We start from the raw sequence: 26,199 nt of genomic DNA on the forward strand, positions 1-26,199 counted from the left end.
CAGTACCGTTACCTTTAGGTTGAGAGGGACTCATCGACGGGCGATCTGGCGGGCTCGACGCCTGCCAAAGAACTTTTAACCAACGCGTACGTTGTTTAGCGCAGCAGATGCACGGCCAGGCCGACGACTGCACAGGCCATCAGCACCTGAATCACGCCCCGCTTGAAGCGGAACAACGCAATGGCCGCTGCGATAGCGATCAGTGCAGAGGGCCAATCCAGGCTGCCGCCAAAACCGTTCGGCCAAAGCACGTGATAGCCGAAGAAACACGCCAGATTGAGAATCACACCAACGACGGCTGCCGTAATGGCAGTGAGAGGGGCGGTGAACTTGAGTTCATTGTGGGTCGATTCCACCAACGGACCGCCCGCCAGGATGAACAGGAACGAGGGCAAGAAGGTGAACCATGTCACCAGGGAGGCAGCCACAGCCCCCGCCAGAAACACCTGATCGGCACCGAATACTTGCGAGACATAGGCCCCGACAAACCCGACGAAAGCCACCACCATGATCAACGGCCCGGGCGTGGTTTCGCCCAGCGCCAGACCATCGATCATTTGTGTCGGGGTCAGCCAGCCATAATGACCGACGGCGCCCTGATAAACATAGGGAAGCACGGCATACGCACCGCCAAACGTCAGCAACGCCGCCTTGGTAAAGAACCAGCCCATTTGGGTCAAGGTGCCTTCCCAACCAAAGAGTGCGGTCAAAACTCCCATCGGCAATGCCCATAGCACAGCGCCAATCAGTGCGAGCGATACCACTTTCACCCAGCTGAATCTTGCATGATCCGGAGTCGGGGTGTCGTCGTCGATCAAGGCCGGGCCGAAGGACTTTTTGGCGGCGCCATGACCACCCACCCTGAATTTCTCGGGCGTCAGGCGGCCACCGACATACCCGATCAGTGCTGCGCCCAGAACGATCAACGGGAATGGAAGATTGAACGCGAAGATTGCTATGAATGAAGCGGCCGCTATCGCCCATAGCCAATTGTTTTTCAATGCCCGAGAACCGATTCGATGGGCCGCCTGCACAACGATGGCGGTCACGGCAGGCTTGATGCCATAGAAAAGCCCAGCCACCACAGGCACTTCGCCAAAGGCGATGTACAGCCACGACAAAGCGATCAGGATGAACAACGAGGGCAACACAAACAGCACGCCAGCAATTACCCCGCCCCAAGTCCGATGCATCAGCCAGCCGATATAGGTGGCCAATTGCTGGGCCTCTGGCCCTGGAAGCAACATGCAGTAGTTGAGGGCATGCAGAAAGCGTCGTTCGGAGATCCAGCGCCGACGCTCCACCAGCTCCTGGTGCATGATCGAGATCTGTCCGGCTGGCCCGCCAAAGCTGATGAAACCTAACTTCAGCCAGAACCAGAATGCTTCACGAAAACTGATCGCTTGCGGCCTCGACAGCTCTTCTTCATCCATGGGTATAAAGCCTCTGGAAACGAGTCAGCAGGTAGTGTGCGATGCGGGTACTGACAGAAAGGCATTCTGATGCTTTTAGGGTTAGCGACGCATGACTGCTTGTACGCTGATCCAATCAGGTTTCAAACGCCGCGTTGCGCTAGACGCCATGAAATAGATGGTGTCCCAGGGCAGGTTCGAACTGCCAACCTTCCCCTTAGGAGGGGGATGCTCTATCCAATTGAGCTACTGAGACACAAGTCGCCCGCACGAGATGTGGTGCGATAGACGGCGTGCATGTTAACGGGCGGGCTTGAGTTTGTCATGTCGTCCGTAGGCTTTTTGACTGTAGGCAGACGACCCCAAGACCGTGGCCTTGTATACCGTGCAAATTGCATCCTCTCAAAATGCCAGCATTGCAATTTGCAAGACGCCCTCCTCTTAAAGATAAGTTAATTCGTTGTTTTTAAAGGAATTAATAGCCGTTAAACTCTTGGCATGCTGACTGCTTCTATTGTTGTCAAGAACAACTGAGGCCAGCCTCATGAACTGCGCACTTTTTCTCTCAAATACGATCGCCCTTGCAGTCCTGGCAGGATTTCATTTTACGCCCGAGAACAACCCGGTGCAGGTTGCTCATCGCACACCGCATTACCTTCAACTGCAAAAAGCCCCGCAATTGGCGATCATGAATGATCAGCGTGGCTTGATTCGCCAGGATGTGAGCCAGGAAGTCAGTCCGGTGTCGCAGCCTTCAGAACGCTTGGTATTTTAAGTAACCCCTCATCAGGAGCACAGCATGTCCAAATCAGCCGCAGGATTTTTGATCCTTGCCTTACTGAGCGGCATTCTTCATATGGCATTGGTTCAGGAGGCCGCCGTTACTCTGCCCCTGATTGCCTGCGGCGTTTTCGGCGGGTTGTTTGTGTTGGCGCTGATTGTCGGGCGAAAAATCAAGTTTGATCCGGTCCTGCGTTAAATTTCAGCAGACTGATCAGATGCGCAACGGTAAGCGCGAGCTCCCCTGAGTTATCGAGTCGATGAATCTGCGTATCGCCGGGTAAATCGTCCGCCGTGAAGTGACCGTTGCGGCTCAGTCGCGCTTCAATCTGCGCAAGACTCTCACGGCCACGCCGCACCAGGCGTTGACGCAATACTTCATCCTTGACGGTCAACAGTACCGGCAGAAGTGCCGGGTAGCGCTGCATCGCCTCGGCAAGATGACCGCGAGAACCGTTGATCAAGACCTGCCGGCCGTCCTTTAGCCACTGATCAATCTGAATCGGAATACCATAATCCAGCCCATGGGCGTGCCATGACAACGCGAATTGACCCTCGTCTTTGCGGCGCGCAAATTCTTCGCGGGATACACCGATGGCGTCCTCGCCCACACTCTCTGCGGAGCGCGTGATCACTCGCCGTACAACTTCAACGCCCATCGACTGCAAAGGTTTTCGAGCCGCTTCGATGAGGCTGTCTTTGCCGGCCCCGGAAGGCCCCATCAAATAAATCAGCCTGCCATCCATCTTGAATCATCCCCCCACTGCGCGTCCGCCCCTAGTAAATCGGCAAATTGCCACTATCCTGTATAAGACAAGGATCAAAGATCGAATCCGCATAGCATGCACCTTCAGGCGACTTGAGACATCTCCTGTCGGGCAGATGTCGCGGTCAGCGATACGGCGATGGATTAATTTTCCAACCAGTCCGCATTTCTGAAAGCAGGTGCTGGCAGAAAGCCTTTACCCGGTTCAATATTTGTCACAGAATTGACGCCAATGATATGGCTACGTTGAGGCATGATGCGCGCCTCTCTCAATTCAGGTTGAACATTTGGCCAGGGAGCTTGTCCTATCAGACATCCTGCGGCCAATCCCGAGAACCGCTCCCCTGAACTAACCCGGTTAAATATATGCGCCCATTGAAACAGGCAATTTATTCCAGCCGTACGGCTGACAAGTTCGTCGTACGTCTGCCAGACGGAATGCGTGAACGCATTGCCGAGGTGGCTCGCAATCATCATCGCAGCATGAACTCCGAAATCATTGCGCGCCTTGAGCAGAGTCTTATCCAAGAAGGCGCTCTGGGCGAAGAGTTGAGCATGCGCCTGGACAGCCCGGAGCTGTCATTGCATGAACGCGAATTGCTGCAACGCTTCCGTCAACTTTCCCACCGCCAGCAAAACGCACTGGTTTCGCTGATCGCCCATGATGCCGAATTGACCGCAGACGCTTCTTGATTCAACCCGAAAGCTCAAGCCAGCATAATCGCTGGCTTTTTTTTGCCTGAAATTTGGCAAAAAGAAACCCGCCGATGGCGGGTTTCTATATGCGGACAAGTCAGAGCAGGAAAATCGTCGCCAGCCCGAGGAAGATGAAAAAGCCACCGCTGTCGGTCATGGCGGTGATCATCACACTCGCGCCCATCGCCGGGTCGCGTCCCAGCCGCGCAAGGGTCATCGGAATCAGCACCCCCATCAATGCCGCCAGCAACAGATTGAGCGTCATGGCGGCAGTCATGACCACGCCAAGAGACCAACTGCCATATAGCATGTAGGCCACTACCCCAATCACACCGCCCCAGACCAGGCCATTGATCAAACCGACCGCCAGCTCTTTACGCATCAGCCGCGAGGTATTACCGGTACTCACCTGATCCAGCGCCATGGCCCGAACGATCATGGTGATGGTCTGGTTGCCGGAGTTGCCGCCGATACCGGCCACGATCGGCATCAACGCCGCCAGTGCCACCAGTTTTTCAATGGAGCCTTCAAACAGACCGATCACCCGGGATGCGATAAACGCGGTAATCAGGTTGACCGCCAGCCAGGCCCAACGGTTACGCAGTGATTTCCAGACCGACGCAAAAATATCTTCTTCTTCGCGCAGACCCGCCATGTTGAGAACTTCGTTTTCGCTCTCTTCACGAATCAGGTCGACCATTTCATCGATGGTCAGACGACCGATCAGCTTGCCGTTCTTGTCGACCACGGGCGCCGAGATCAAGTCGTAACGTTCGAATGCCTGAGCAGCGTCGTAGGCGTCCTCGTCCGGGTGAAAACTCACCGGATCGCTGGCCATGACGTCCGAAACCTGTTTTTCCGGATCGTTGACCAGCAAACGCTTGATCGGCAGCACACCCTTGAGTACGCCGTCATAATCGACCACAAACAATTTGTCGGTGTGGCCCGGCAGCTCTTTTAGGCGACGCAGGTAACGCAGAACCACTTCGAGACTGACATCCTCACGGATGGTCACCATCTCGAAGTCCATCAGCGCACCGACCTGCTCCTCGTCATAGGACAACGCGGAGCGAACGCGCTCACGCTGCTGCCCATCGAGGGTTTCCATCAGCTCGTGGACGACGTCTCGCGGCAGCTCGGAAGCCAGGTCAGCCAGTTCGTCGGCATCCATGTCCTTGGCCGCCGCCAGGAGCTCATGATCGTCCATGTCGGCGATCAGGGTTTCACGGACCGAGTCGGATACTTCGAGCAGGATGTCGCCGTCGCGATCCGCCTTGACCAGCTGCCAAAGCGTCAGACGATCGTTCAGCGGCAGCGCTTCAAGGATGTAGGCGACGTCGGCGGAGTGCAGATCATCGAGCTTGCGTTGCAGCTCAACGAGATTTTGCCGGTGAACCAGGTTCTCGACCCGATCGTGATGCGGACCTTCCTGGCGATGAGTCAGGTCTTCGATGACCCGCTGACGCTGCAACAGCTCAACAACTTGAGCGAGGCGGTCCTGCAGGCTTTCTTGCGTTTTCTTTACTTCAACTTCGGACATAGGCGAACTCCACTCCCAGCAGCGGGGCACGCCGGAAGGATCAATCAGTCAATTCATGATTGGTAAAACGGGATACTGAGTAACTACTGGGTAAGTCCATGGAGGTATTCCACAAGCCCCGGCGGGGCTGACGGGGGCAATGATACACCGCCCAACGGTTTTAAACGTTAAAAAATCGTGGCTGAAACAAGCGCTTGCAAGACAAACCTGAGCGCCACCTTATCTATCCAATTGCGACGACTCATTCTGAAAAGAAAACACACCGCCCTCGAAAAATGTAGCAGCTACCCTTGATATCGACCGTCATGGAGGACGCCAAATGCCGCCGATCGCGTACTATTTTCTGCTGACCGCCCTGCTCTGCCTGCCGCCCCAGCTGCACGCAGGCACTGTTCACCGATGTGAAGCCCCCAACGGGCAGATCACCTTCACCACCTTGAGCTGCACGGCCGAAGAGCGCCTGTCTTTGCAGGATGTGCACACCTTCACACCCGGCAGTACGATGGCACTCATGCCAAGCGCCGAAACAGGCGAAACAGGCGAAACATCCAGCATGAAAAACAAAAGGAGAGTGCCGACCATCGTGGGTCAGGCCGAGGACAAATGCGGAAACCTGATCAACGCCAAGGAACGACGCACAGCGATTATCAATCAACGTGTCGTCGCCGGCATGAGCCAGCAGGACGTCGAGAGCGCTCTCGGCAAGCCAGACAAGATCAGTATCAGGAATTCATCAACAAGCTACCGCTACGACACCAAGCGAGGTCGTAGCGCGCACGTCGAGTTTGATGAGAAAGGATGCACTAAAGGAAAAGCCAAACTCCAGACGGCAAAAAACCCGCGTTAAACGCGGGCTTTTTGTTGTTTGGTGCACTCGACAGGATTCGAACCTGTGACCGCTCGGTTCGTAGCCGAGTACTCTATCCAGCTGAGCTACGAGTGCATTTTGTGTTTTTAAACCAGACCACAACTGGCTGAAGCAAAGTCGCTCGCATTACTGCAAACAACTCTTAAATGGTGCACTCGACAGGATTCGAACCTGTGACCGCTCGGTTCGTAGCCGAGTACTCTATCCAGCTGAGCTACGAGTGCATTTGTTGCCGCGCATTATAGGCCGTCTAATCTCTATGTCAAACACTTTTTCTAGTAATTTCAACAACTTACCGAAGAAGCCAGATTACAACGTACTACGCAAATAATGGCGGAGAACGGGGGATTCGAACCCCCGACACCCTTTTGAGGTGTACTCCCTTAGCAGGGGAGCGCCTTCGGCCACTCGGCCAGCTCTCCGCAACACGGGGCGTATCTTAACCAACCTTTTCCCCGTTTGCAAACATAAAAAACGATAAAAATTAATGGCTTGGTTCTTCGTCCTTCTCTTTCTTTATACGCAGGTAAATTTCCTCGCGGTGCACTGCTACCTCTTTCGGGGCGTTCACACCGATACGCACTTGATTTCCTTTGACGCCGAGCACGGTCACGGTGATTTCGCCATCACCAATAATCAGGCTTTCTGCGCACCGCCGGGTCAGAATCAGCATACCTTTCTCCTAACGCATTTCATTTCAGGGACAACAGTCTGCAAAAAAAAGGCACTCGACCCACAACCAGAAAGATCGCAGCCCTATATGCCTGAGTATTGACCAGCGCGAGCAAAAGAACAGTCTTGGGTCGCGCTATTCAAAAAAACAAAAGGCGCGGTCAGACCGCGCCCTTCGGCAAACGCATCACTCGCCCTGTCGGGCTGGTGCGTCCAGTTCGAAAGCCGTGTGCAGAGCGCGCACGGCCAGTTCCAGGTACTTCTCTTCGATCACGACGGAGACTTTGATTTCCGACGTCGAGATCATCTGGATGTTGATGGTTTCCTTGGCCAGTGCTTCGAACATGCGGCTGGCAACGCCTGCGTGGGAGCGCATGCCAACGCCGACGATCGAGACCTTGGCGATCTTGGTGTCGCCGATGACTTCACGGGCACCCAGCTCGCCAGCGGTTTTTTCCAGCACGGTTTGCGCCGCCTGGTAGTCGTTGCGGTGCACGGTGAAGGTGAAGTCGGTGGTGTTATCGTGCGCAACGTTCTGCACGATCATGTCGACTTCGATGTTCGCGGCACTGATCGGGCCGAGAATCTTGAAGGCAACGCCCGGGATGTCTGGCACGCCACGGATGGTCAGCTTGGCTTCATCGCGGTTGAAAGCGATACCGGAAATGATCGGCTGTTCCATGGTTTCCTCTTCATCAATAGTAATGAGGGTGCCCGGACCCTCCTTGAAGCTGTGCAGTACGCGCAGCGGAACGTTGTACTTGCCGGCGAACTCGACCGCACGGATCTGCAACACCTTGGAACCGAGGCTGGCCATTTCCAGCATCTCTTCGAAGGTAATCTTGTCCAGGCGCTGGGCCACGGATACCACACGCGGGTCGGTGGTGTAGACACCATCGACGTCGGTGTAGATCTGACACTCATCAGCCTTCAAGGCTGCTGCCAGTGCCACGCCGGTGGTGTCGGAACCGCCACGACCGAGGGTAGTAATGTTGCCGTGCTCGTCGACGCCCTGGAAACCGGCGACAACCACCACACGACCGGCCTTCAGATCACCACGAATCTTCTGGTCGTCAATCTGCAAGATACGCGCTTTATTGTGCGCGCTGTCGGTCAGGATCCGCACCTGATTACCGGTGTAGGACACCGCTGGCACGCCGCGCTTGATCAGCGCCATGGCCAACAGTGCAATCGTCACCTGCTCACCGGTGGAGACGATCACATCCAGCTCGCGAGGAACTGGCTGGTCGCCGCCACTGATTTGCTTGGCCAGATCGATCAGACGGTTGGTTTCGCCGCTCATTGCAGACAGCACAACCACCAGGTCATCGCCCGCATCGCGGAATTTCTTAACCTTGTCGGCAACCTGCTCGATTCTCTCGACGGTGCCGACCGAGGTGCCTCCAAATTTCTGTACGATCAAAGCCATTTCAAAGCCGCCTCTGCCCATGAAGGGCGCCCAAATTATCACTCAAACAGCGTTCTGGCCCGCGACTAGACCGCGGGCCGGAAACACTGCCTTATAAACCCTGCTCTACAAATGGAACGGTCAGGGCCAATGCTGCATCCAGAGCGCCAGCGTCTGTACCGCCGCCCTGCGCCATATCTGGACGACCACCACCCTTCCCGCCCACTGCCGCAGCGGCTTGCTTCATCAAATCACCGGCTTTGAGTTGGCCAGTCAGGTCTTTGGTCACGCCTGCAACCAGCACGACCTTTTCCTCATGGACACTGCCGAGCAGGATCACTGCGCGGCCGAGTTTGTTTTTCAGTTGATCGACCAGCGCCAGCAGCGCCTTGCCATCCTGACCATCCAGACGCACGGCCAGCACCTTCACGCCTTTGACGTCCAGGGCAGAGGCCGACAGATCGTCGCCCGCCGCACTGGCAGCCTTGGCCTGCAACTGCTCGAGTTGCTTCTCCAGCAGACGGTTGCGCTCCAGCACAGCCGACAGCTTGTCGATCAGGTTGTCGCGGCTACCCTTGACCAGGTTGGCCGCTTCCTTGAGTTGTTCTTCAGCCGCATTCAAATAGGCCAGTGCCGCAGCACCCGTGACTGCCTCGATACGACGTACGCCCGAAGCCACACCGCCTTCGCTGATAATTTTCAGCAGGCCGATGTCGCCGGTACGGTTGGCGTGGATACCACCACACAGCTCAACCGAGAAATCGCCGCCCATGCTCAGCACGCGCACGTTGTCGCCGTACTTCTCGCCGAACAGCGCCATGGCGCCTTTTTGCTTGGCGGTTTCGATGTCGGTTTCTTCGGTTTCAACGGCAGAGTTCTTGCGAATCTCTGCGTTGACGATGTCTTCCAGCGCTTTCAACTGCTCAGGCTTGATGGCTTCGAAGTGGCTGAAGTCAAAGCGCAGGCGTTGACTGTCGACCAACGAGCCTTTCTGCTGGACGTGATCGCCCAGCACCTGACGCAATGCAGCATGCAGCAGGTGAGTCGCCGAGTGGTTCAGCGACGTCGCGTGACGCACGTCGGCTTCAACGTGAGCTTCCACTGGAGCACCGATCGTCAAGCTGCCCGAAGCCAGCACGCCGTGGTGCAGGAACGCGCCACCGGTCTTGGTGGTGTCACGCACGTCGAAACGCGAAGCGCCGGCCTGCAAGTAACCGCAATCACCCACCTGACCGCCCGATTCCGCGTAGAAAGGCGTCTGGTTCAGGACGATCACGCCCTCTTCACCTTCACTCAATACATCGACCGCCTGGCCATCTTTATACAGACCGACAATTTTCGCCGAACCGCTGGTCGCTTTGTAGCCGGTAAATTCGGTGGCCACATCAACCTTCACCAGACTGTTGTAGTCCATGCCGAAAGAGCTGGCAGAACGGGCACGGACGCGCTGGGCTTCCATTTCACGCTCGAAACCTTCTTCGTCGATGGTCAGGCTACGCTCGCGAGCGATGTCGCCGGTCAGGTCCATCGGGAAGCCGTAGGTGTCGTAGAGTTTGAACACTACATCACCCGGTACCACGTCGCCTTTAAGGTCAGCCAGATCCTGCTCGAGGATTTTCAGGCCCTGCTCCAGAGTCTTGGCGAATTGCTCTTCCTCGGCTTTCAGAACGCGTTCGATGTGCGCCTGCTGGGATTTCAGCTCCGGGAAAGCTTCGCCCATCTCGGCGACCAAGGCCGCGACGATCTGATAGAAGAAGCTGCCCTTGGCCCCCAGCTTGTTGCCGTGACGGCAAGCGCGACGAATGATCCGGCGCAGTACATAGCCGCGACCTTCGTTGGACGGCAGCACGCCGTCGGCAATCAGAAAGCCGCATGAGCGGATGTGATCTGCCACGACTTTCAGGGAAGCCTGAGCGTCGTTGGTGCAACCGATGGCCTTGGCCGAAGCGATCAGCAGGCTCTGGAACAGGTCGATTTCATAGTTCGAGTGAACGTGCTGCAGAACGGCACTGATCCGCTCCAAGCCCATGCCGGTGTCGACCGACGGTGCTGGCAGCGGGTGCAACACGCCATCGGCGGTGCGGTTGAACTGCATGAACACGTTGTTCCAGATTTCGATGTAACGGTCACCGTCTTCTTCCGGCGAACCCGGTGGGCCGCCCCAGATGTCGGCGCCGTGATCGTAGAAAATCTCGGTGCAAGGACCGCACGGGCCGGTATCGCCCATGGTCCAGAAGTTGTCGGACGCGTACGGCGCGCCTTTATTGTCGCCGATACGCACCATGCGCTCGGCTGGCACGCCGATTTCCTTGGTCCAGATGTCGTACGCCTCGTCATCGCTGGCGTAGACGGTGACCCAGAGCTTTTCTTTTGGCAGGTTCAGCCACTGATCGGACGTCAGGAAGTTCCAGGCGTAGGTGATGGCGTCACGCTTGAAATAATCACCGAAGCTGAAGTTGCCCAGCATTTCGAAGAAAGTGTGGTGACGAGCGGTATAACCGACGTTTTCCAGGTCGTTGTGCTTGCCGCCGGCGCGCACGCATTTCTGGCTGCTGACCGCGCGGGTGTACGCGCGTTTTTCCTGGCCCAGGAAGCAGTCCTTGAACTGGTTCATCCCCGCGTTAGTGAACAGCAGGGTTGGGTCGTTGCCCGGAATCAAAGAGCTGGAGGCTACACGGGTGTGGCCTTGCTCTTCGAAGAAGCGAAGGAAGGCTTCACGGATTTCTGCGCTTTTCATTAGGATCTTCCACGGAGGCTGCGGCCAAAGGCCTGTTCGAAACGTCAACAGACGAAGCGACGGCAAAGGGCCGCATTATATCGGCCCTGCGCGCGGGGTACAGCGTGTTTATACGATAGAAACAGTCAATTGGAGCGCTAACGCTATCACTTGCGCAAAAAGTCGACGAATGCCGCGACGACCTGCTCGATTTGCTCACGACTGACATCCATGTGCGTGACCATACGCAGACGCCCTGCCGCGCTCAACTTGATTCCGCGCTCGGCGGCGAACGTCTTGATTGCTTCAGCCCTGTCGCCCATCTGCACGTAAACCATGTTGGTTTGCACCGGTTCGACGTCGTAACCCGCCGCACGCAAACCTTCGGCGAGGCATTGTGCATTGTCATGGTCATCGGCCAGACGCTGGACATTGTTATCCAGGGCATACAAACCCGCCGCGGCCAGAAGCCCGGCCTGACGCATGCCGCCCCCGACCATTTTGCGCAGACGGCGCGCCTTGCCGATCAACTCGGCAGAGCCGCACAACACCGAACCGACTGGCGCACCCAGGCCTTTGGACAGGCATACCGACACGGAATCGAAGTGCTGGGTGATTTCCCTCGCATCAACACCCAGTTTGACGGCTGCGTTATATAGCCGCGCACCGTCCAGATGCAGCTGCAGCCCATGTTCATGGGTAAAGCTTCGGGCCCGCGCCAGATATTCAAGTGGCAGCACTTTGCCCTGGATGGTGTTTTCCAGCGCCAGCAAACGGGTGCGGGCGAAGTGGAAATCGTCCGGTTTAATCGCTGCGGCAACATGGGCCAGGTCCAGCGAGCCGTCGACTTGTACTTCCAATGGTTGCGGCTGGACCGAACCGAGCACCGCCGCCCCACCACCTTCGTACTTATAGGTGTGAGCCTGCTGGCCAACAATATATTCATCACCGCGTTCGCAATGCGCCATCAACCCCAGCAAGTTACTCATGGTACCCGTCGGCACGAACAGCGCAGCGGCGAAACCAAGGCGTTTTGCCAGTTCGGTCTCCAGACCGTTGACCGTCGGATCCTCACCATAAACGTCGTCACCGGTGGCCGCTTTGGCCATCGCGTCGAGCATCCCGGCGGAGGGTTGGGTGACGGTGTCGCTGCGAAGATCGATAACGCTCATGAATCTGGCCTCGGTAAGCAGGGGAAATCCCTTCCAGGCAGGAATTACTGCGGGCATGACACCGAATAATCAACCCTTGAGTGGGAAAAGGCCGCTCAAGCCAGCGAAAAAGTGGATAGCAATTATCAGATAGCCGTCATGTTCAGGCAGGAAATATGTGTTAAAAACGCTGCGCTGCCAGACATTCTGACGGCACAACGTTCTCAGGGCGGGGTGCAACTCCCCACCGGCGGTAATTGCGCGCAACGCGCATAGCCCGCGAGCGCTTGGCGACAGGCACGGTAAATGGCTGTGCATGACGACAAGGTCAGCCGACCCGGTGTGATCCCGGGGCCGACGGTCATAGTCCGGATGAAGAGAGAACGGGATTCACGCCAAAGGGCAGTCCGCAGGCATTCGTACCAGCATGCGCACCCTGAAATCCCATTCGATTCATATGCCCTGTTTTATACATAAACAGGAGTCAGAACATGCAACCCACCGCAATCGATAGCAAAAGCAAAAACCATCAGGGCGAGCGCGTTGCGTTCATCCAGGCCTGCTGGCACAAGGAAATCGTCGACCAGAGCCGTAAAGGCTTCGTGGCCGAAATGATTGCTCAGGGCTATCAGGAATCGGAAATCGATTTCTTCGAAGTCGGCGGCGCGTTTGAAATCCCGCTGCACGCCAAGTTGCTGGCCAAATCCGGGCGTTATGCCGGCATCGTCGCGGCAGGCCTGGTGGTCGACGGCGGGATTTATCGCCACGAATTCGTTGCACAGTCGGTAATCAGCGGCCTGATGCAGGTCCAGCTTGAAACCGAAGTGCCAGTGTTCTCGGTGGTTTTGACCCCGCACCACTTCCATGCCGGTGAAGAACATCAGAAATTCTTCTTCGAGCATTTTGTGCATAAAGGTCAGGAAGCGGCGAAGACGTGCGCGGATACGCTGCACAAGATGCGGGCTTTGCGTCGTAGTGAGCCGCGTGCGGTAGCTGTTTAGTCTGATGATCGCTCCCACGCTCTGCGTGGGAATACCTCAATGGACGCTCCGCGTCCGCTACGGCATGGGACGCAGAGCGTCCCGGGCTGCATTCTCACGCAGAGCGTGGGAATGATCAGTTATTGGAGTCAGGCCAGGTTTTCGTCGGTGGTCGGCACGATCAGGATGCCGGCACGCAAGCCGTTCTTCACCTTGGGGTTCGGGAAGATGATCCGGGCGCCCTCTTCTTCGATAATCCAGCGGGTATTGGCGATGTCTTCCGCCAGCAGGTAACCCACGTCCAGTTCAGAAAAATTCTCGATGTCCGCCGGAAGGTTCAAGCGGAAGCTGTCGCTGTGCTTGATGATTTCCCGCGCCACGCTGTACAACTGCAAACCGTCCAGCGCCGATTCGGTCAGTTCCGGTTCGGTACCTTCGATGATCTGTTTCAGGCGGGTTTCCAGCAGGGAAACATTGACCCCGGCGTTTTGCCCGAACGGCCGCGCCTTGCCCAGTTCGAGGGTGAAGGCCTCGGCGCCCAGCTTGTCGTAGGTGTAGGAACTGAAGACGATGGATGGTTTGTTCTGCAACAGCACCGCCTCCATGCCGGCAGCACGCAGGCGCGCCAGCTCCTTACGCGAATGCTGGCGATCTTCCTTCCAGGGGTACAAGGCGAACTGCTCGATTTTCGAGCCGCGAATCGCGGTATGCAGGTCATAGTGCAGACGCTGGCGATCCGGCAGGCTGAAGAAAACCGCCGCCAGCCGCTCCAGTTCACAAGCGCGCAAGGCTTCTGAGCCGCTGCTCTGTTCGTGACGGCCATTGAACAGCCGATTGACGTCCTGTTCGATGTAGCGCTCGCCTTTACGGATCGCGTCAGGGTTACCGAACAGAAACAGAATTCGTGCACGTGGCTTCAAGTCGCCACGAGCGATGTCATGCAACAGGCGATCAAGCAGCTCGATCGGCGCTGTTTCGTTGCCATGGATACCGGCCGACAACAGCAGGTCCAGGCCATTATCGCGAGCCTCAGGTGGCCGGACTTCCAGCGCACCTTCACTCAACCAGCGCATCCGCACGCCTTCGACAGTCAGTTGAGTCTTCTCCGCCGGTTCGCGGCCGGCGAGGGTCAGTTCAAGCAGTTTGCCGAGGGCGAGCATAGAGCGGTTTCCTTAGTGGTCGTGTGCGCAATCCGGGCCATGCACGTGGTCTTCGTCACCGATTTCAGCCGGTTCCATTTCCAGTTGCAGACTTACCAGATTAGTCGCCAATGGACGCAGCAGCAGGTTTGCGTATTCCGCGTCGCCTTCTTCAACGTCCACACCGATCAGCAGTTGGCCACGGCCATCGTGCTGGATCCACAGCTCTTTGCCTTGCCACATGACCGCGACGCGGGTGCAGGAAGTTTCCAGTTGCGTGCCGTCGGTGTCTTCAAGGATCAGCTGCAGGGTATCGCTCATGGTTTTACGCTCTCGTTTGAGACTTTCAATTGATCTGGAATGGATAAACCGCGCCCAGTTTAAGGATTTGCGTCAGTTCATCCAGTGCCGTCCGGCACTCAAGCAGCAATTGCGGGTCCGCAAGATCGTTTTCGGTCATGCGGTCGCGGTAGTGCTTGTCGACCCATTCGGTCAACGTGCCGTACAACGGGGCCGTCATGATAACCCCTGGGTTGACCGCCGCCAGTTCGGTTTCATTCAGTGCGACGCGCAGTCGCAGGCAAGCCGGGCCACCGCCGTTCTGCATGCTTTGCTTCAGATCGAAAACCTTCACTTCGCGGATCAGGCCGCCGGAGCTGGTCAAACCTTGCAGGTATTGCCAGACACGCTCGTTGCCACGGCACTCTTCCGGCACGATCAACAGCATCGAGCCGTCAGGACGCGACAGCAGTTGGCTATTGAACAAGTAGGAACGAACGGCGTCTTCGACGGTGACTGCGGAACGCGGTACGCAGACTGACTGAAACTTCCCGCCGACTTTGGCGAGTTTGCTTTGCAGTTCGGCGAGCATCTGTTCGGTGTCGAGGAAGGCGTCCTCGTGATAGAACAACACCTCACCGTTACCCACGGCGATCACATCGTTGTGGAATACGCCCTGATCGATCACCGATGGGTTCTGCTGCGCGTAGACCACGCCGTCTTCGCTCAGGCCGTGCAAGCGGACAACGGCCTGGGACGCTTCCAGTGTCTGGCGCGCCGGGTATTTCTGTGGTGCCGGGTAGCGAGTATCAAAGGCACTGCGACCGAATACGAAGAACTCGACGCCCGCTTCACCGTATTCACGGCAGAAACGGGTGTGGTTGGCGGCGCCTTCGTCACCGAACTGCGCCACGGCCGGCAAGGCAGCATGGTGAGCAAAGTGTTGCTGATCGGCGAACATGGCGCCCAGCACGCGGCTGGTGGTCGGGTGTTCAATGCTGCGGTGGTATTTGCAATTGAGGTTGGCAGCGGTGAAATGCACGCGGCCATCCGCGGTGTCGGCACTCGGGCTGACCGTGGCGGCGTTGGCCACCCACATGCTCGACGCCGAGCAACTGGCGACCAGCAACGGCATCGCTTCTTTGGCGGCGCGCTCGATCACTTGAGCATCGGTACCGCTGAAACCCAAACGGCGCAGTGCAGCCACGTCCGGGCGTTCTTGTGGTGCCAGAACGCCTTGTTGAAAGCCCATTTCCATCAGCGCTTTCATTTTCGCCAGACCTTGCAGCGCAGCTTCCTTCGGGTTCGAGGACTGCTGGCTGTTGCTCTGGGATGCGACGTTGCCGTAGGACAAACCGCCGTAATTATGGGTCGGCCCCACTAGACCGTCAAAATTGACTTCATAGGATTTCATCAGCGAGGCTCCACGAAAATCTGTTGTTATAGGCATCAGTAAAATGACTGCAATGCGATCTATGTAGCAGCTGCCGAAGGCTGCGTTCGGCTGCGTAGCAGTCGTTAATCGGTACACCCTGTTTCCAGATCAGAATCATGGATACCGCTATCGCGACTGCTTCGCAGCCGAACGCCGCCTTCGGCAGCTGCTACATAAGCCCTACGAAAGCTTCACGCCTGGGGTCAGAGCCGCAGGCAACACCAGGCTCGGGGTTTCCAGCGAGGCCACCGGGTACGCGCAGTAATCTGCTGCGTAGTAGGCGCTGGCGCGATGGTTGCCCGAGGCGCCGACACCGCCGAATGGCGCGCTGCTCGCAGCACCGGTCAGTTGCTTGTTCCAGTTGACGATACCCGCACGGCTTTCCAGCCAGAACTGCTGATAACGCGCTTCGGAATCCGACAGCAGACCGGCCGCCAGACCATAGTCGGTGTCGTTGGCTTCGACGATTGCCGCTTCAAAATCAGCGTAACGGATCACTTGCAGCAACGGCCCGAACAGCTCTTCGTCTGGACGATCAGCGACAGCCGTCACATCGACGATACCCGGAGTCAGCAACGCAGCCTGAGCCTGAGGCTGGGTCATTTCCAGCAAGGCCACTGCGCCATTGGCCAGCAAGTGTTCTTGCGCATCCATCAACGCTTTCGCTGCGCCCAGAGAGATGACCGAACCCATAAACGGTGCCGGTTGCTGATCAAATGCACCGACTTCAATCGTCGCGCAGACCGCCACCAGACGCGCCAGCAGCGTGTCGCCCCAGGCGCCCTGCGGCACCAGCAAACGACGTGCACAGGTGCAACGTTGACCGGCAGAAATGAACGCCGACTGGATGATGGTGTACACGGCGGCATTGAGGTCCGCCACTTCGTCGACCACCAGCGGGTTGTTGCCGCCCATCTCCAGCGCAAGGATCTTGTCTGGACGACCGGCAAATTGCTGATGCAAGTGATTACCCGTGCGACTGGAACCGGTGAAGAACAAACCGTCGATGCCCGGGTTCGCTGCCAGGGCGATACCGGTTTCGCGAGCACCTTGTAGCAGGTTCAATACGCCCGCCGGCAGACCGGCTTCGATCCAGCATTTAACCGTCAACTCGGCGACTTTCGGGGTCAGCTCGCTCGGTTTGAACAACACGCTGTTACCGGCCAGCAGCGCCGGCACGATGTGACCGTTCGGCAAGTGGCCAGGGAAGTTGTAAGGGCCGAACACCGCCACCACACCATGCGGCTTGTGGCGCAGCACCGCCGTGGCGTCGCCCAGCGGGCCGCTCTTCTCGCCGGTACGTTCGCGGTAGCTCTGCACCGAAATCGCGATCTTGTTGACCATGCTGGTCACTTCAGTCGCCGATTCCCACAGCGGTTTGCCGGTTTCCTCTCCGATACAGTGTGCCAGTTCGTCAGCCTTGCTTTTCAGCGCAGCGGCAAAGGCCTCAAGCACGGCAATGCGCTCGTCCAGCGTACGCCGGGCCCAGCCCGGGAACGCCTGACGCGCGGCTTGCACGGCGGATTCAACCTGAGCAACCGTGGCGCCTTCGCCGGACCACAACACTTGCTGGGTTACCGGGTTCAGCGACTGGAAGGTTTCGCCCTGGCCGGCCAGCCATTCACCTGCGATGTATAGCGAATTCATTATTTCGACTCCCTAGCTGCAGACAACGCAACGGCGCGCACTTGATCGCCAGCGTTGAGTTGAAGGCGTTTGGCGGTCAGCGGATCAACCACCAGCGTGCCGGCGGCGAGGCGTGCTGGCGCGGCAGTGATCCGGCAGTCTTCGCGCTTGCGGTTGTGAATCAGGAAAGGCGTCGCGTCATCACCTGGCGTGCCGATGGCCAACACCAGCGCCTCGCTGTCACGTACCGCACGGATCTTGCCGGTTTCGCACTCCACAGCCGGGCCGGCGTCGAAAATGTCGACATAGCCCTGATAGCTGAAACCTTCGCTCTTGAGCATGGCCAGCGCCGGCTCGGTATCCGGGTGAACCTTGCCGATGACGTTGCGTGCGTCTGGCGACAGGAAGCAGGTGTACAGCGGAAACTTCGGCATCAGCTCGGCGATGAACGCCTTGTTGCCCACACCGGTCAGGTAGTCGGCCTGACTGAATTCCATTTTGAAGAAGTGACGGCCCAGGCTTTCCCAGAATGGCGAGCGCCCGGCTTCGTCGGACACACCGCGCATCTCGGCGATGATCTTGTTGCCGAACAGTTGCGGGAACTCGGCGATGAATAGCATCCGCGCCTTGGCCAGCATGCGGCCATTGAGGCCGATGCGGTAATCGGCGTGCAGGAACAATGAGCACAACTCCGAGTTACCGGTCAGGTCATTGGCCAGGAACAGCGTCGGGATCTCGCGGTAGATGTTCAGCTCTTGCGAGGCGCTGACCGTCAGACCAACCCGGAAGTTGTACCAAGGCTCGCGCAGGCCGACCGCGCCGGCGATGGCGGAAATGCCCACCACACGACCGTTGTCGTCTTCGAGCACGAACAGGTAGTCCGCATCAGCGCGCCCGGCTTCGCCGCGAAAGGTCTTTTCGGCCCAGCCGACCCGATGGGCCAGACGTTCTTCGTTGGCCGGCAAAGTGGTCAGGCCGGTGCCGGTGCTGCGGGCCAGGTCGATCAGAGCGGGTAAGTCGCTGCTGCGTACGGGACGAACGATCATGCTATCTCCTCAAACGGGTCGCTTGCGCCACCCGTGAAATTTCGCTGCTTTCCAGGCATTTCTTTCTGGAAATCCAAGCCGGCGTTAAACCGCCACCAGGCGCACGCTGGCACCCTCACCGACGCCCAAGGCTTCGGCCGCTTCCAGATCCAGGGTCACGGGTTTGCCTGGCGCGTAATCGAGCTCAAGCAACACGGCGCGGTAATCCTGCAACTGGGCATTGGCCACCAGGTACTGACGACCGGCACCTTTGACCGGCTCACCGATTTTCACCGGCACGACGCGGCTCTGGGCGATCGAACGGATTCCCGTCACACGTGCGTGCAAGGTCGGGCCGCCGTCGAAAATGTCGATGTAGTGATCGGTTTCAAAACCTTCGCGCATCAGGATGTCGAAGGTGATCTGCGCCCGTGGATGCACCTGGCCCATCGCCTCTTGAGCGGAGTCCGGCAGCAGCGGCACATAGATCGGATAATGCGGCATCAGTTCGGCCAGGAACGTGCGGCTTTTCAGACCGCACAAACGTTCGGCTTCAGCGTAGTTGAGGTCGAAAAAGTTGCGGCCGATGGCATCCCAGAATGGCGAGTCACCGTTTTCATCGCTGTAGCCAACGATTTCGGTCACCACGGAATCGGCAAAGCGTTCCGGATGGCTCGCCACGAACAGCAAGCGACCACGAGAGTTGAGCTCGGCCCAAGGCGACCCCACCAGCTCGCGCTGTACGTAGAAACTGGTCAGCAAGCTGTTGCCGGTCAGGTCGTGGCACTGGGAGAGCACGTGAATCTTGTTATGAATCTTCAGCTCGCGGGAGGCGTGCACGAAGGTTTCATTACGGAAGCTGTAGAACGGCTCGGAATAACCCGCCGAGGCCACGATGGCCGAACAACCAGCCAGTTTGCCGGTGGTTGTGTCTTCGAGGACGAAGAAATAACTCTCTTCGCCATTGAAACTGACTTCGGCGGCAAACGAGGCTTCGCTTGCGGCGATCTTGTCGCTCAGGCGTTCAACGTCATCCGGCAAGGAAGTGACACCAATCGGGCTATCCGCAGCCAGACGCTGTACCTCGCCCAGATCAGCCATTTGCGCGGGGCGCATCACCAGCATGGTGTCACTCCTTAATCTCAGAACTTACAAAAGAAAAAATCCCGGGCCATCCCTGAAACAACTCAGAGTCAACTGTGGGAGCTAGCCTGCTAGCGATAGCGTCCTGCCAGGCAACAATGATGTTGGCTGTCAGGCCCTCATCGCCAGCAGGCTGGCTCCCACAGTTTGATCCGGCCCGGCATAAAAATTGGGTTCGACGCCTGAACAATCAGGCGCCGAAGGGTCTATCAGGCTTGCGTCAACTTCGCCACGGCACGTTCGAAGCGGTCCAGACCGGCATCGATGTCCGCATCTTCAACCACCAGGCTAGGCGCAAAACGCACCACGTCCGGGCCGGCTTGCAGAATCATCAGGCCTTCACGTTCGGCGGCGTTGAAGATGTCCTTGGCTTTGCCTTTCCAGGCATCGCTCAGCACGCAACCGATCAGCAGGCCCAGGCCACGGACTTCAGTGAAGAGACCGTATTTCTCGCCGATCTGCTCAAGGCGCGCCTTGAATTTGTCGTGCTTGGCATTGACGCCAGCCAGCACTTCAGGGGTATTGATCACGTCGATCACGGCTTCAGCGACAGCGCACGCCAGCGGGTTACCGCCGTATGTAGTGCCATGAGTGCCGACAACCAGGTGTTTGGCCAAGTCTTCGGTGGTCAGCATGGCTGCGATCGGGAAACCGCCGCCCAAGCTCTTGGCACTGGTCAGGATGTCCGGGATAACGCCGTAATGCTGGTAGGCGAACAGCTTGCCGCTGCGGCCCATACCGGTTTGCACTTCGTCGAATACCAGCAGTGCATTGTGCTCGGAGCACAGATCACGAGCGCCTTGCAGGTAAGCCAGTTCAGCCGGCAATACACCGCCCTCGCCCTGTATCGGTTCCAGAACCACAGCGCAGGTCTTGTCGGAAATGGCCGCTTTCAGCGCAGCCAGATCGTTGTACGGCACGTGGGTGATACCGGTGATTTTCGGACCGAAACCATCGGAGTACTTCGACTGGCCACCGACGTTGACGGTGAACAGGGTGCGGCCGTGGAAGCTGTTCAGCGCGGCGATGATTTCGTACTTCTCGCTGCCGTAACGATCAAAGGCGACGCGACGGGCCAGCTTGAATGCGGCCTCGTTGGCTTCGGCGCCGGAGTTACAGAAGAACACACGCTCGGCAAACGTGGCGTCAATCAGCTTATGGGCCAGGCGCAGGGCCGGCTCATTGGTGAACACGTTGGACACGTGCCACAGCTTGTTCGCCTGCTCGGTCAAGGCACCGACCAGCGCCGGGTGTGCGTGGCCCAATACGTTAACGGCTATCCCGCCGGCGAAGTCGATCAGCTCGCGGCCAGACTGGTCCCAAACGCGGGAACCGGCACCGCGCACAGGGATGAAAGCGGCAGGCGCGTAGTTGGGAACCATTACCTGGTCGAAATCGGCGCGTTGTACCGCAGCGTGCTCAACGGACATCGGAGTCTCCTGAAGAGAAAACACTCGCCTGAAACTGGCGAGCGATGGGGGGATTGTAAGGACAGTTTTCAGCCCGGCCTTGCCGCCAAGCGACAACTTCTTATAGCGCAAACCCCGGTTTCACCCGGGTTTACGGCAATGCGACATATAGCGTCGCAAAGGCGCAGTTTAAACCGCCGGCACAGGTTATAGGCAGGCTTGTCGACCGGTGCGGTAAATATGTACCGCACGCACTGCATCCTCGTCTGTTTTGCTGGGGCTCAAACCAAACGCTAAGGGAATAGCGCATGAATCAAGACGATATTGAACTCGGCAGCCAACCGGACACCCATTTTCATCACCTCTACCGAAACCTGCCCGCGTGGGTATTGGAATCCTCAGTCGAAACGCGCAACGCCCTGAAGAACGCCAGCCTTGAAGTGCCCCAGTGGCACCGCACGGCGGACCGACTGCAACATCAGGTGCTGAAAACCTCAAGCCAGACTCACCTGGCCCAGCGAAACCGGTTGGGCTCGATGTTGGCAAAACTGCAAAACGCCCGGGATTTTGCCGAGTCGATTCTGGGGCCGGCCCTGAAAGCCCGGTTCGACCTGGACGTAGACGTCAAAACCACCTTCCTGCGCCTGTACATCCCCCAAGCCACGCCCTTCTTCGCGATCAAGACCGGCGCCGCCCGCACATGGACGGTATCGCTGCTAGACGCAGCGTTGCACAACTTTCAGGCGTCAGAGACCGAGGCTGATGCCTATGAGCCGGCTTCGACGTTTATCACCAAACCGTCGCCTACAGGGCAGTTCGAAACCCTGCCGCTGGTTTCCCGAAAAATCACGATTCCAGGCTTTACCCGGTTGTGCCGGGAACTGGACATCGGCGGCCAGTACAACGCCTACCTAAAAGAAAACCTGGGGTTGACCAACCCGGTGGTCGGGGCCGTCTTGAAACCGAATGTCATGAGCGCGAACAAAGCGGCACTGCGCTCTGCGTTGCACCTGGCCCATGCACGCAGTGATATTGATAGCGACGCCTTCAACGCGATCTACCGCGTACTGGAAGGACGCGCGAGCCTGCTTTGGGACGGTCACCCCCTGCATTGTCATGACCTGACGATGATGTCTTCATCGCTGACCGGCATTGTCATTTTTGGTGCCAAATCGAGCCGGGCAACCAAGGCTACCCGCATCATTGCCTACATTCCGGATGACCCGCAGCATCCGCTCAAGCTGTACGCCGACACCGTGGCGTTCATGACCGAACTGACCCGCAAGCTGCGTTCGCCCGCTTATCAAACCTTCTTCAGCCGCTTCGTCGATCACGCGGAACGAGGGCATTTTTTTGCCGACCTTAACAGTCGCTTGCGAATGGTGACATGGCATCAACACACTCACGGCGATCCACTGCCAAGCTGGCGCGAAACGCCCATCGACAAGCCTAACCTGCAATTTTCGATGACGCCGTTCAGAGCGGGCCTGTGGAATCACCTGTACCAACGACAACTGAACAAAATCATCAACGACGCGAGCACAATCGCCGTCTCCACCGCTCGTGTCGATCAAACTGCGCGATGGGCGCTGTGGGACGCGTTCAGCAAAATCGCCTCCACGATCCTTGAAGTAGCGACGTTCGTTGCCCTGCCCTTTGTGCCGTTTCTGGGCGAGTTGATGCTGGCCTATATGGCCTACCAGCTTCTCGACGAGACCTTTGAAGGGATCATTGACTGGGCGCAAGGGCTGAAAAAACAAGCGTTCGAGCACTTGATCGGCATCGTCGAAACGGCGGTGCAAGTGGGAACCTTCGCGGTGGGCGGCGCCATCGCCGCCGGCACCTTCAGTCGCCTCCTATCCCGCGAAACGGCGGCACTTATCGCGCCGCTAAAACCCGTACCCACACCAGAGGGCAAAACCAAATACTGGAAGCCGGATCTGGCGCCGTACGAACAAACCATCGAACTGCCGGCAGAGAAAAACCCCGATCTCCTGGGCCTGTACCGCCACGAGGGCAAAACGCTTCTGCCTCTTGAAGGAAAACTGTACGCCGTACGGCCAACTCAGGATGCCCTTCAGTTTCAGATTGAACACCCAAGCAACAATGACAGCTATAAGCCGTCATTGCGGCACAACGGTCATGGCGCCTGGCAAACAGAACTGGAGCAACCCCTGCATTGGAACCGGGAAACCGTCCTGCGGCGTCTAGGGCACAGTGTCGAATCGTTTTCCAGCGCCGAGCGTGAACAGATTCTGCGAATCAGCGGTTATCACGACAACGTGCTGCGAGAAACCCATGTCGAAAACCATCGCCCGCCATCGCTGCTGACCGACACGATCAAGCGATTCAGGATCGACCGGGATATTCAGACGTTTATCGAACAGATTGGCAGCGACCAGCCTGAGCAATACAGCAAGGCTGATCCGCTCATGCAGCATCAGTTGCTGACCCGGTTCGACTCATGGCCTGTCGATACCCTCCTGCCCGAACCGGGAGCCCAGACACAAACCTTGCGAAAGCAAACCGCGGATATCGCCCGAAACTACCGCAAGTCGCTGTTCGAGCTTCGTTATCGCGAACAGGAAACGACCGAAGACCTGCCCACCCAACGACTGCTCGCCGACTTTGAGGGGCTACCGACCGATATTGCTCATGAGCTGGCGAGCAATGCGTCGGGCAACGAACTAAGGCAATTGCACAACAGGGCCACACCTCAACGCCTGAAGGACGTAGCAAGAAAAGCCCTGGAGGCTGTGCGTGCATCCCGAGCGTATGAAGGCCTCTTTTCTGATGCCCTGACGTCCGCAGACACCCACACGCTCGCCTTGCACAGCCTGGATTTGCTACCCGGATGGCCTGCCGATGTGCGCATCGAGGTGAGGGACTTCGCCCCTGACGGGACCGTGCGCGACAGCATTGGAACCGTCGACGCATCGATCCGAAAAACGCTCGTGCGCAGCGAAGACGGCGTTTATCAGGTGCTTGATGACAGCCAAAGGCCGCTGTTCTCTGGCGACTTTTATCAGGCCATCCTTCAAGCGCTGCCGGATACCGAGCGCACCACACTGGGCTTCTCCATTGGAGAAGGGCTACTGCTCAAACAGCGCATTTCCACGCAGGCCCTGGACCACCCACAGCTTCGTGCACTCTTTGCGAAAAATCCTCATCGAAAACCCTTCTATGATCCAACGACCATGCGCCTGCCCGGAGGTACGGAAGGTTACCCGCACATTGGTCCCGCAACGCCAACGCTCAACGAAAGGGTGCGCGAGGTTTACCCAAGCCTCTCCGAGGACGAAATCCAGTCCATGGTCCTCATGCTGCAGCGTCATCCCAGTGGCGCCCGTGTAGAACTTTCACGGCTGGCAAACGAGTTGGCCCGTCTGCACCAGGATCTGGGGCGCTGGATAAACGACGCCCCGACCGTCCACCCGCAAACCCGACTTGCACTGAGTGATCTGGACCGCGAGGTCGCGCGCCGCAATCGCACCCAGCTAGCCCAGGAAATCCAGCGCAGCTGGCGCCGCCAGTCCGAACGGGATTTCGACGCGCCAGATGGCAGCGAGCAGTATGTGCTGAGGTTTGCAGAACCGATCCTGGGCGACTTGCCGACACTCACCGCCGACTTCAGCCATGTGTCGCTGCTATCTCTGGAAGGTAATCATACTGCGCAGGGTGTGTCGCAGTTCCTGAACCGATTTAGTGGGCTTCGCCGCCTGGAGCTGCGCCGTTTCGCCTTGACCACCCTCCCCGAGGCCATCACCCGAATGCCGAACCTCGATGCGCTGGTGTTAAGTAATTGCGGTATCAGGATGAACACTGCCACGTGGTCAAAACTGACTGCATTGAACAAATTGGTCATGCTGGACCTGTACAAAAACCCGTTCGAAATCGTACCTCGCATCGACTCGATGAACGAACTTGTTCACCTTGATCTAAGCGATACCAACTTGACCGCCATCCCGGTCGGAGCCCTGCAGCATCCAAAACTCGATACCCTCCTGCTGATGAACAACAAGATCAGTGAGTTGCCTGTCGAGTTGTTCGAGAGTTCGCTGTACGAAAAACGCGGTGTGCACCTTACGCACAACCCGATTTCCAACCGCTCACGGGAACTTGTCAAACAACATCATTTCGACAGCGCTTACGACATGGGGGTCTACGCACCCGAGGCGGATATTGATCGCGTCAGGACGCTGTACCCTGGTATGGAAGTCGAGCAAGCGAGTGAATTTGTCTACGAGTTGCCGGGCACACTGGAGGATGGTCGGGCAGACCTGTCGCGCCTGGAAGAGGAGCTGACTCGCTTGAGAACCGATTTGTCTGCCTGGACCGCCGACCTTCCCGCCCAGCATCCTTTAACAGGCGAACCGTTCAGCCCCCTGCAACTGATTGCCGAGCAAGCCAACCGCGACGAGTTCAAGCAACTGGTGGAGAAGTGCTGGCAGCGTGAAGCCGCACTGGATGATTTCGGCGACAGCCTGGAACCCACTTACGAGTTGAGCATTCGCCCGATCATCATCGGAGAACTGCCCACCCTGAGTGCAGACTTCAGTCATGTGTCCGCGCTGGAGTTGCTGAGTGAGGATGGCTTGACACGTGCCGGCCGATTCCTGGAGGCCTTCCCGAACCTCAAAAGCCTGAGGTTGCGCAACTGCACGCTAGGTGACATTCCCGATGCCGTGTTCAACATGGGAAAACTCAGGTCACTGTCGCTTCCCAACTGTCGTGTCAGCCTGTCAGCAGAGTCGGCAAACGCACTGGCCGGAATGGACCAGCTCGATTATCTCGACCTGGGCTATAACCCACTGACACAAACACCTGATCTTTCGCAAATGCCGGGGTTGGCGACCGTCCTGCTCAACAACGCCGGCATCACCGAAATACCCAAAGGCTTGCTTAACCTGGAGGAACTGGACTGGGCGGATTTGAGCTCGAATGCGATCACCACAGTACCCAGCGACTTGATGGAACTGCCAGTGGAAACTGCGGAAAACATTACGTTGAGAGGCAACCCGTTGTCAGAGGAAAGCCTGTTACGGCTAATCAATTATTACGAACGCACGGGAGCAGATTTCGGCTTGGACGAAGTCATCAATCGAGGGGAAATGGAAATTTCCACCTCTGAAGGTTCCGAGATCGACGAGTAAC

Annotated in this window: 20 protein-coding genes, 4 tRNA genes and 1 riboswitch; of the genes, 6 read left to right on the plus strand and 18 right to left on the minus strand. The window is 57.7% G+C overall.

Features of this window, described 5'->3' with window-relative positions; translation table 11 throughout:
- Positions 1-95: 95 nt before the first annotated feature.
- Entirely contained in the window at positions 96-1,433 is a 1,338-nt protein-coding gene (gene chrA, locus J2Y56_RS12325) for a chromate efflux transporter (protein WP_007943909.1), read from the minus strand.
- A gap of 158 nt (positions 1,434-1,591) precedes the next feature.
- Positions 1,592-1,668, minus strand: a tRNA-Arg gene (locus tag J2Y56_RS12330).
- Positions 1,669-1,956: 288 nt separating this feature from the next.
- On the opposite strand from J2Y56_RS12330, the gene J2Y56_RS12335 reads away from it, so the two are divergent.
- Both J2Y56_RS12335 and J2Y56_RS12340 read left to right on the plus strand, forming a co-directional pair.
- On the plus strand, positions 1,957-2,187 hold the full coding sequence (locus J2Y56_RS12335) for a hypothetical protein (protein ID WP_007943908.1): 231 nt from the start codon (positions 1,957-1,959) through the stop codon (positions 2,185-2,187).
- 24 nt (positions 2,188-2,211) lie between these two features.
- Positions 2,212-2,391, plus strand: a complete 180-nt coding sequence (locus tag J2Y56_RS12340) for a PA3371 family protein (protein ID WP_007943907.1) — start codon at positions 2,212-2,214, stop codon at positions 2,389-2,391.
- Here J2Y56_RS12340 and phnN read toward each other — a convergent pair.
- Complete coding sequence (gene phnN / locus J2Y56_RS12345; RefSeq protein WP_310336032.1) at positions 2,366-2,938, minus strand: phosphonate metabolism protein/1,5-bisphosphokinase (PRPP-forming) PhnN; 573 nt, start codon at positions 2,936-2,938, stop codon at positions 2,366-2,368. The two genes, J2Y56_RS12340 and phnN, sit on opposite strands and share 26 nt — an antisense overlap.
- Positions 2,939-3,324: 386 nt before the next feature.
- Here phnN and J2Y56_RS12350 point away from each other — a divergent pair, with 386 nt between their 5' ends.
- Positions 3,325-3,651, plus strand: coding sequence for an Arc family DNA-binding protein (locus J2Y56_RS12350; RefSeq protein WP_007943904.1), 327 nt, complete (start codon positions 3,325-3,327; stop codon positions 3,649-3,651).
- A gap of 100 nt (positions 3,652-3,751) precedes the next feature.
- Here the strand turns inward: J2Y56_RS12350 and mgtE are convergent, their stop codons facing one another.
- On the minus strand, positions 3,752-5,194 hold the full coding sequence (gene mgtE, locus J2Y56_RS12355; RefSeq protein ID WP_007943903.1) for a magnesium transporter: 1,443 nt from the start codon (positions 5,192-5,194) through the stop codon (positions 3,752-3,754).
- A gap of 319 nt (positions 5,195-5,513) precedes the next feature.
- On the opposite strand from mgtE, the gene J2Y56_RS12360 reads away from it, so the two are divergent.
- A complete protein-coding gene (locus J2Y56_RS12360) occupies positions 5,514-6,041 on the plus strand; it encodes a cell envelope protein SmpA (RefSeq protein WP_310350424.1) in 528 nt (175 codons plus the stop codon).
- A gap of 19 nt (positions 6,042-6,060) precedes the next feature.
- Here the strand turns inward: J2Y56_RS12360 and J2Y56_RS12365 are convergent.
- From J2Y56_RS12365 to ltaE, 7 genes are all read right to left on the minus strand, one after another.
- A tRNA-Arg gene (locus J2Y56_RS12365) sits at positions 6,061-6,137 on the minus strand.
- Positions 6,138-6,209: 72 nt separating this feature from the next.
- Positions 6,210-6,286, minus strand: a tRNA-Arg gene (locus J2Y56_RS12370).
- A 107-nt stretch (positions 6,287-6,393) separates the two neighbouring features.
- Positions 6,394-6,484 (minus strand) — tRNA-Ser (locus J2Y56_RS12375).
- 62 nt (positions 6,485-6,546) lie between these two features.
- Positions 6,547-6,735: a carbon storage regulator CsrA gene (csrA, locus tag J2Y56_RS12380; protein WP_002554426.1), complete on the minus strand. Its 189-nt coding sequence runs from the start codon at positions 6,733-6,735 to the stop codon at positions 6,547-6,549.
- 186 nt (positions 6,736-6,921) lie between these two features.
- Positions 6,922-8,163 carry an aspartate kinase gene (locus J2Y56_RS12385; RefSeq protein ID WP_007943901.1) on the minus strand — a complete coding sequence of 414 codons (1,242 nt, stop codon included), beginning with the start codon at positions 8,161-8,163 and terminating at the stop codon, positions 6,922-6,924.
- A 91-nt stretch (positions 8,164-8,254) separates the two neighbouring features.
- Positions 8,255-10,879: an alanine--tRNA ligase gene (gene alaS / locus J2Y56_RS12390; protein ID WP_150779058.1), complete on the minus strand. Its 2,625-nt coding sequence runs from the start codon at positions 10,877-10,879 to the stop codon at positions 8,255-8,257.
- Between the two features lie 146 nt (positions 10,880-11,025).
- Positions 11,026-12,030 carry a low-specificity L-threonine aldolase gene (gene ltaE / locus J2Y56_RS12395; protein WP_310350428.1) on the minus strand — a complete coding sequence of 335 codons (1,005 nt, stop codon included), beginning with the start codon at positions 12,028-12,030 and terminating at the stop codon, positions 11,026-11,028.
- A gap of 195 nt (positions 12,031-12,225) precedes the next feature.
- A riboswitch (FMN riboswitch) is annotated at positions 12,226-12,398 on the plus strand.
- A 102-nt stretch (positions 12,399-12,500) separates the two neighbouring features.
- On the opposite strand from ltaE, the gene J2Y56_RS12400 reads away from it, so the two are divergent.
- On the plus strand, positions 12,501-13,010 hold the full coding sequence (locus J2Y56_RS12400; RefSeq protein WP_007943897.1) for a 6,7-dimethyl-8-ribityllumazine synthase: 510 nt from the start codon (positions 12,501-12,503) through the stop codon (positions 13,008-13,010).
- A 128-nt stretch (positions 13,011-13,138) separates the two neighbouring features.
- Here J2Y56_RS12400 and astE read toward each other — a convergent pair whose 3' ends face one another.
- The 7 genes from astE to J2Y56_RS12435 all read right to left on the minus strand — a co-directional run bounded on the left by astE (position 13,139) and on the right by J2Y56_RS12435 (position 21,066).
- The gene (astE, locus tag J2Y56_RS12405; protein ID WP_310336037.1) at positions 13,139-14,149 is read right to left on the minus strand and encodes a succinylglutamate desuccinylase; all 1,011 of its coding nucleotides are present in this window, start codon (positions 14,147-14,149) and stop codon (positions 13,139-13,141) included.
- 12 nt (positions 14,150-14,161) lie between these two features.
- Positions 14,162-14,449 carry a hypothetical protein gene (locus J2Y56_RS12410; protein WP_007943895.1) on the minus strand — a complete coding sequence of 96 codons (288 nt, stop codon included), beginning with the start codon at positions 14,447-14,449 and terminating at the stop codon, positions 14,162-14,164.
- A 25-nt stretch (positions 14,450-14,474) separates the two neighbouring features.
- Positions 14,475-15,821, minus strand: coding sequence for an N-succinylarginine dihydrolase (gene astB, locus J2Y56_RS12415; protein WP_007943894.1), 1,347 nt, complete (start codon positions 15,819-15,821; stop codon positions 14,475-14,477).
- A 201-nt stretch (positions 15,822-16,022) separates the two neighbouring features.
- Positions 16,023-17,492, minus strand: a complete 1,470-nt coding sequence (astD, locus tag J2Y56_RS12420; protein WP_162830873.1) for a succinylglutamate-semialdehyde dehydrogenase — start codon at positions 17,490-17,492, stop codon at positions 16,023-16,025.
- On the minus strand, positions 17,489-18,514 hold the full coding sequence (astA, locus tag J2Y56_RS12425) for an arginine N-succinyltransferase (RefSeq protein ID WP_310350431.1): 1,026 nt from the start codon (positions 18,512-18,514) through the stop codon (positions 17,489-17,491). The genes astD and astA overlap by 4 nt, the downstream gene beginning before the upstream one ends.
- A gap of 84 nt (positions 18,515-18,598) precedes the next feature.
- Positions 18,599-19,618, minus strand: a complete 1,020-nt coding sequence (aruF, locus tag J2Y56_RS12430; protein WP_150779065.1) for an arginine/ornithine succinyltransferase subunit alpha — start codon at positions 19,616-19,618, stop codon at positions 18,599-18,601.
- 227 nt (positions 19,619-19,845) lie between these two features.
- Positions 19,846-21,066 (minus strand): aspartate aminotransferase family protein, encoded by a 1,221-nt coding sequence (locus tag J2Y56_RS12435; RefSeq protein WP_007943890.1) that lies wholly within the window; start codon positions 21,064-21,066, stop codon positions 19,846-19,848.
- A gap of 287 nt (positions 21,067-21,353) precedes the next feature.
- On the opposite strand from J2Y56_RS12435, the gene J2Y56_RS12440 reads away from it, so the two are divergent.
- Complete coding sequence (locus tag J2Y56_RS12440) at positions 21,354-26,198, plus strand: dermonecrotic toxin domain-containing protein (RefSeq protein WP_310350436.1); 4,845 nt, start codon at positions 21,354-21,356, stop codon at positions 26,196-26,198.
- Position 26,199: the final 1 nt, after the last annotated feature.

Source organism: Pseudomonas sp. BE134, assembly GCF_031456105.1.
Classification (GTDB): domain Bacteria; phylum Pseudomonadota; class Gammaproteobacteria; order Pseudomonadales; family Pseudomonadaceae; genus Aquipseudomonas.

What these genes read in the sequence shown, in the direction of transcription:
- J2Y56_RS12400 (WP_007943897.1), top strand. Translation starts at nt 12,501, where the DNA reads ATGCAACCCACCGCAATCGATAGCAAAAGCAAAAACCATCAGGGCGAG.
- aruF (WP_150779065.1), bottom strand. Translation starts at nt 19,618, where the DNA reads ATGCTGGTGATGCGCCCCGCGCAAATGGCTGATCTGGGCGAGGTACAG.
- alaS (WP_150779058.1), bottom strand. Translation starts at nt 10,879, where the DNA reads ATGAAAAGCGCAGAAATCCGTGAAGCCTTCCTTCGCTTCTTCGAAGAG.
- astA (WP_310350431.1), bottom strand. Translation starts at nt 18,514, where the DNA reads ATGATCGTTCGTCCCGTACGCAGCAGCGACTTACCCGCTCTGATCGAC.
- ltaE (WP_310350428.1), bottom strand. Translation starts at nt 12,030, where the DNA reads ATGAGCGTTATCGATCTTCGCAGCGACACCGTCACCCAACCCTCCGCC.
- J2Y56_RS12385 (WP_007943901.1), bottom strand. Translation starts at nt 8,163, where the DNA reads ATGGCTTTGATCGTACAGAAATTTGGAGGCACCTCGGTCGGCACCGTC.
- phnN (WP_310336032.1), bottom strand. Translation starts at nt 2,938, where the DNA reads ATGGATGGCAGGCTGATTTATTTGATGGGGCCTTCCGGGGCCGGCAAA.
- csrA (WP_002554426.1), bottom strand. Translation starts at nt 6,735, where the DNA reads ATGCTGATTCTGACCCGGCGGTGCGCAGAAAGCCTGATTATTGGTGAT.
- J2Y56_RS12435 (WP_007943890.1), bottom strand. Translation starts at nt 21,066, where the DNA reads ATGTCCGTTGAGCACGCTGCGGTACAACGCGCCGATTTCGACCAGGTA.
- mgtE (WP_007943903.1), bottom strand. Translation starts at nt 5,194, where the DNA reads ATGTCCGAAGTTGAAGTAAAGAAAACGCAAGAAAGCCTGCAGGACCGC.
- J2Y56_RS12440 (WP_310350436.1), top strand. Translation starts at nt 21,354, where the DNA reads ATGAATCAAGACGATATTGAACTCGGCAGCCAACCGGACACCCATTTT.
- J2Y56_RS12350 (WP_007943904.1), top strand. Translation starts at nt 3,325, where the DNA reads ATGCGCCCATTGAAACAGGCAATTTATTCCAGCCGTACGGCTGACAAG.
- J2Y56_RS12340 (WP_007943907.1), top strand. Translation starts at nt 2,212, where the DNA reads ATGTCCAAATCAGCCGCAGGATTTTTGATCCTTGCCTTACTGAGCGGC.
- J2Y56_RS12410 (WP_007943895.1), bottom strand. Translation starts at nt 14,449, where the DNA reads ATGAGCGATACCCTGCAGCTGATCCTTGAAGACACCGACGGCACGCAA.
- astB (WP_007943894.1), bottom strand. Translation starts at nt 15,821, where the DNA reads ATGAAATCCTATGAAGTCAATTTTGACGGTCTAGTGGGGCCGACCCAT.
- J2Y56_RS12335 (WP_007943908.1), top strand. Translation starts at nt 1,957, where the DNA reads ATGAACTGCGCACTTTTTCTCTCAAATACGATCGCCCTTGCAGTCCTG.
- J2Y56_RS12360 (WP_310350424.1), top strand. Translation starts at nt 5,514, where the DNA reads ATGCCGCCGATCGCGTACTATTTTCTGCTGACCGCCCTGCTCTGCCTG.
- astE (WP_310336037.1), bottom strand. Translation starts at nt 14,149, where the DNA reads ATGCTCGCCCTCGGCAAACTGCTTGAACTGACCCTCGCCGGCCGCGAA.
- chrA (WP_007943909.1), bottom strand. Translation starts at nt 1,433, where the DNA reads ATGGATGAAGAAGAGCTGTCGAGGCCGCAAGCGATCAGTTTTCGTGAA.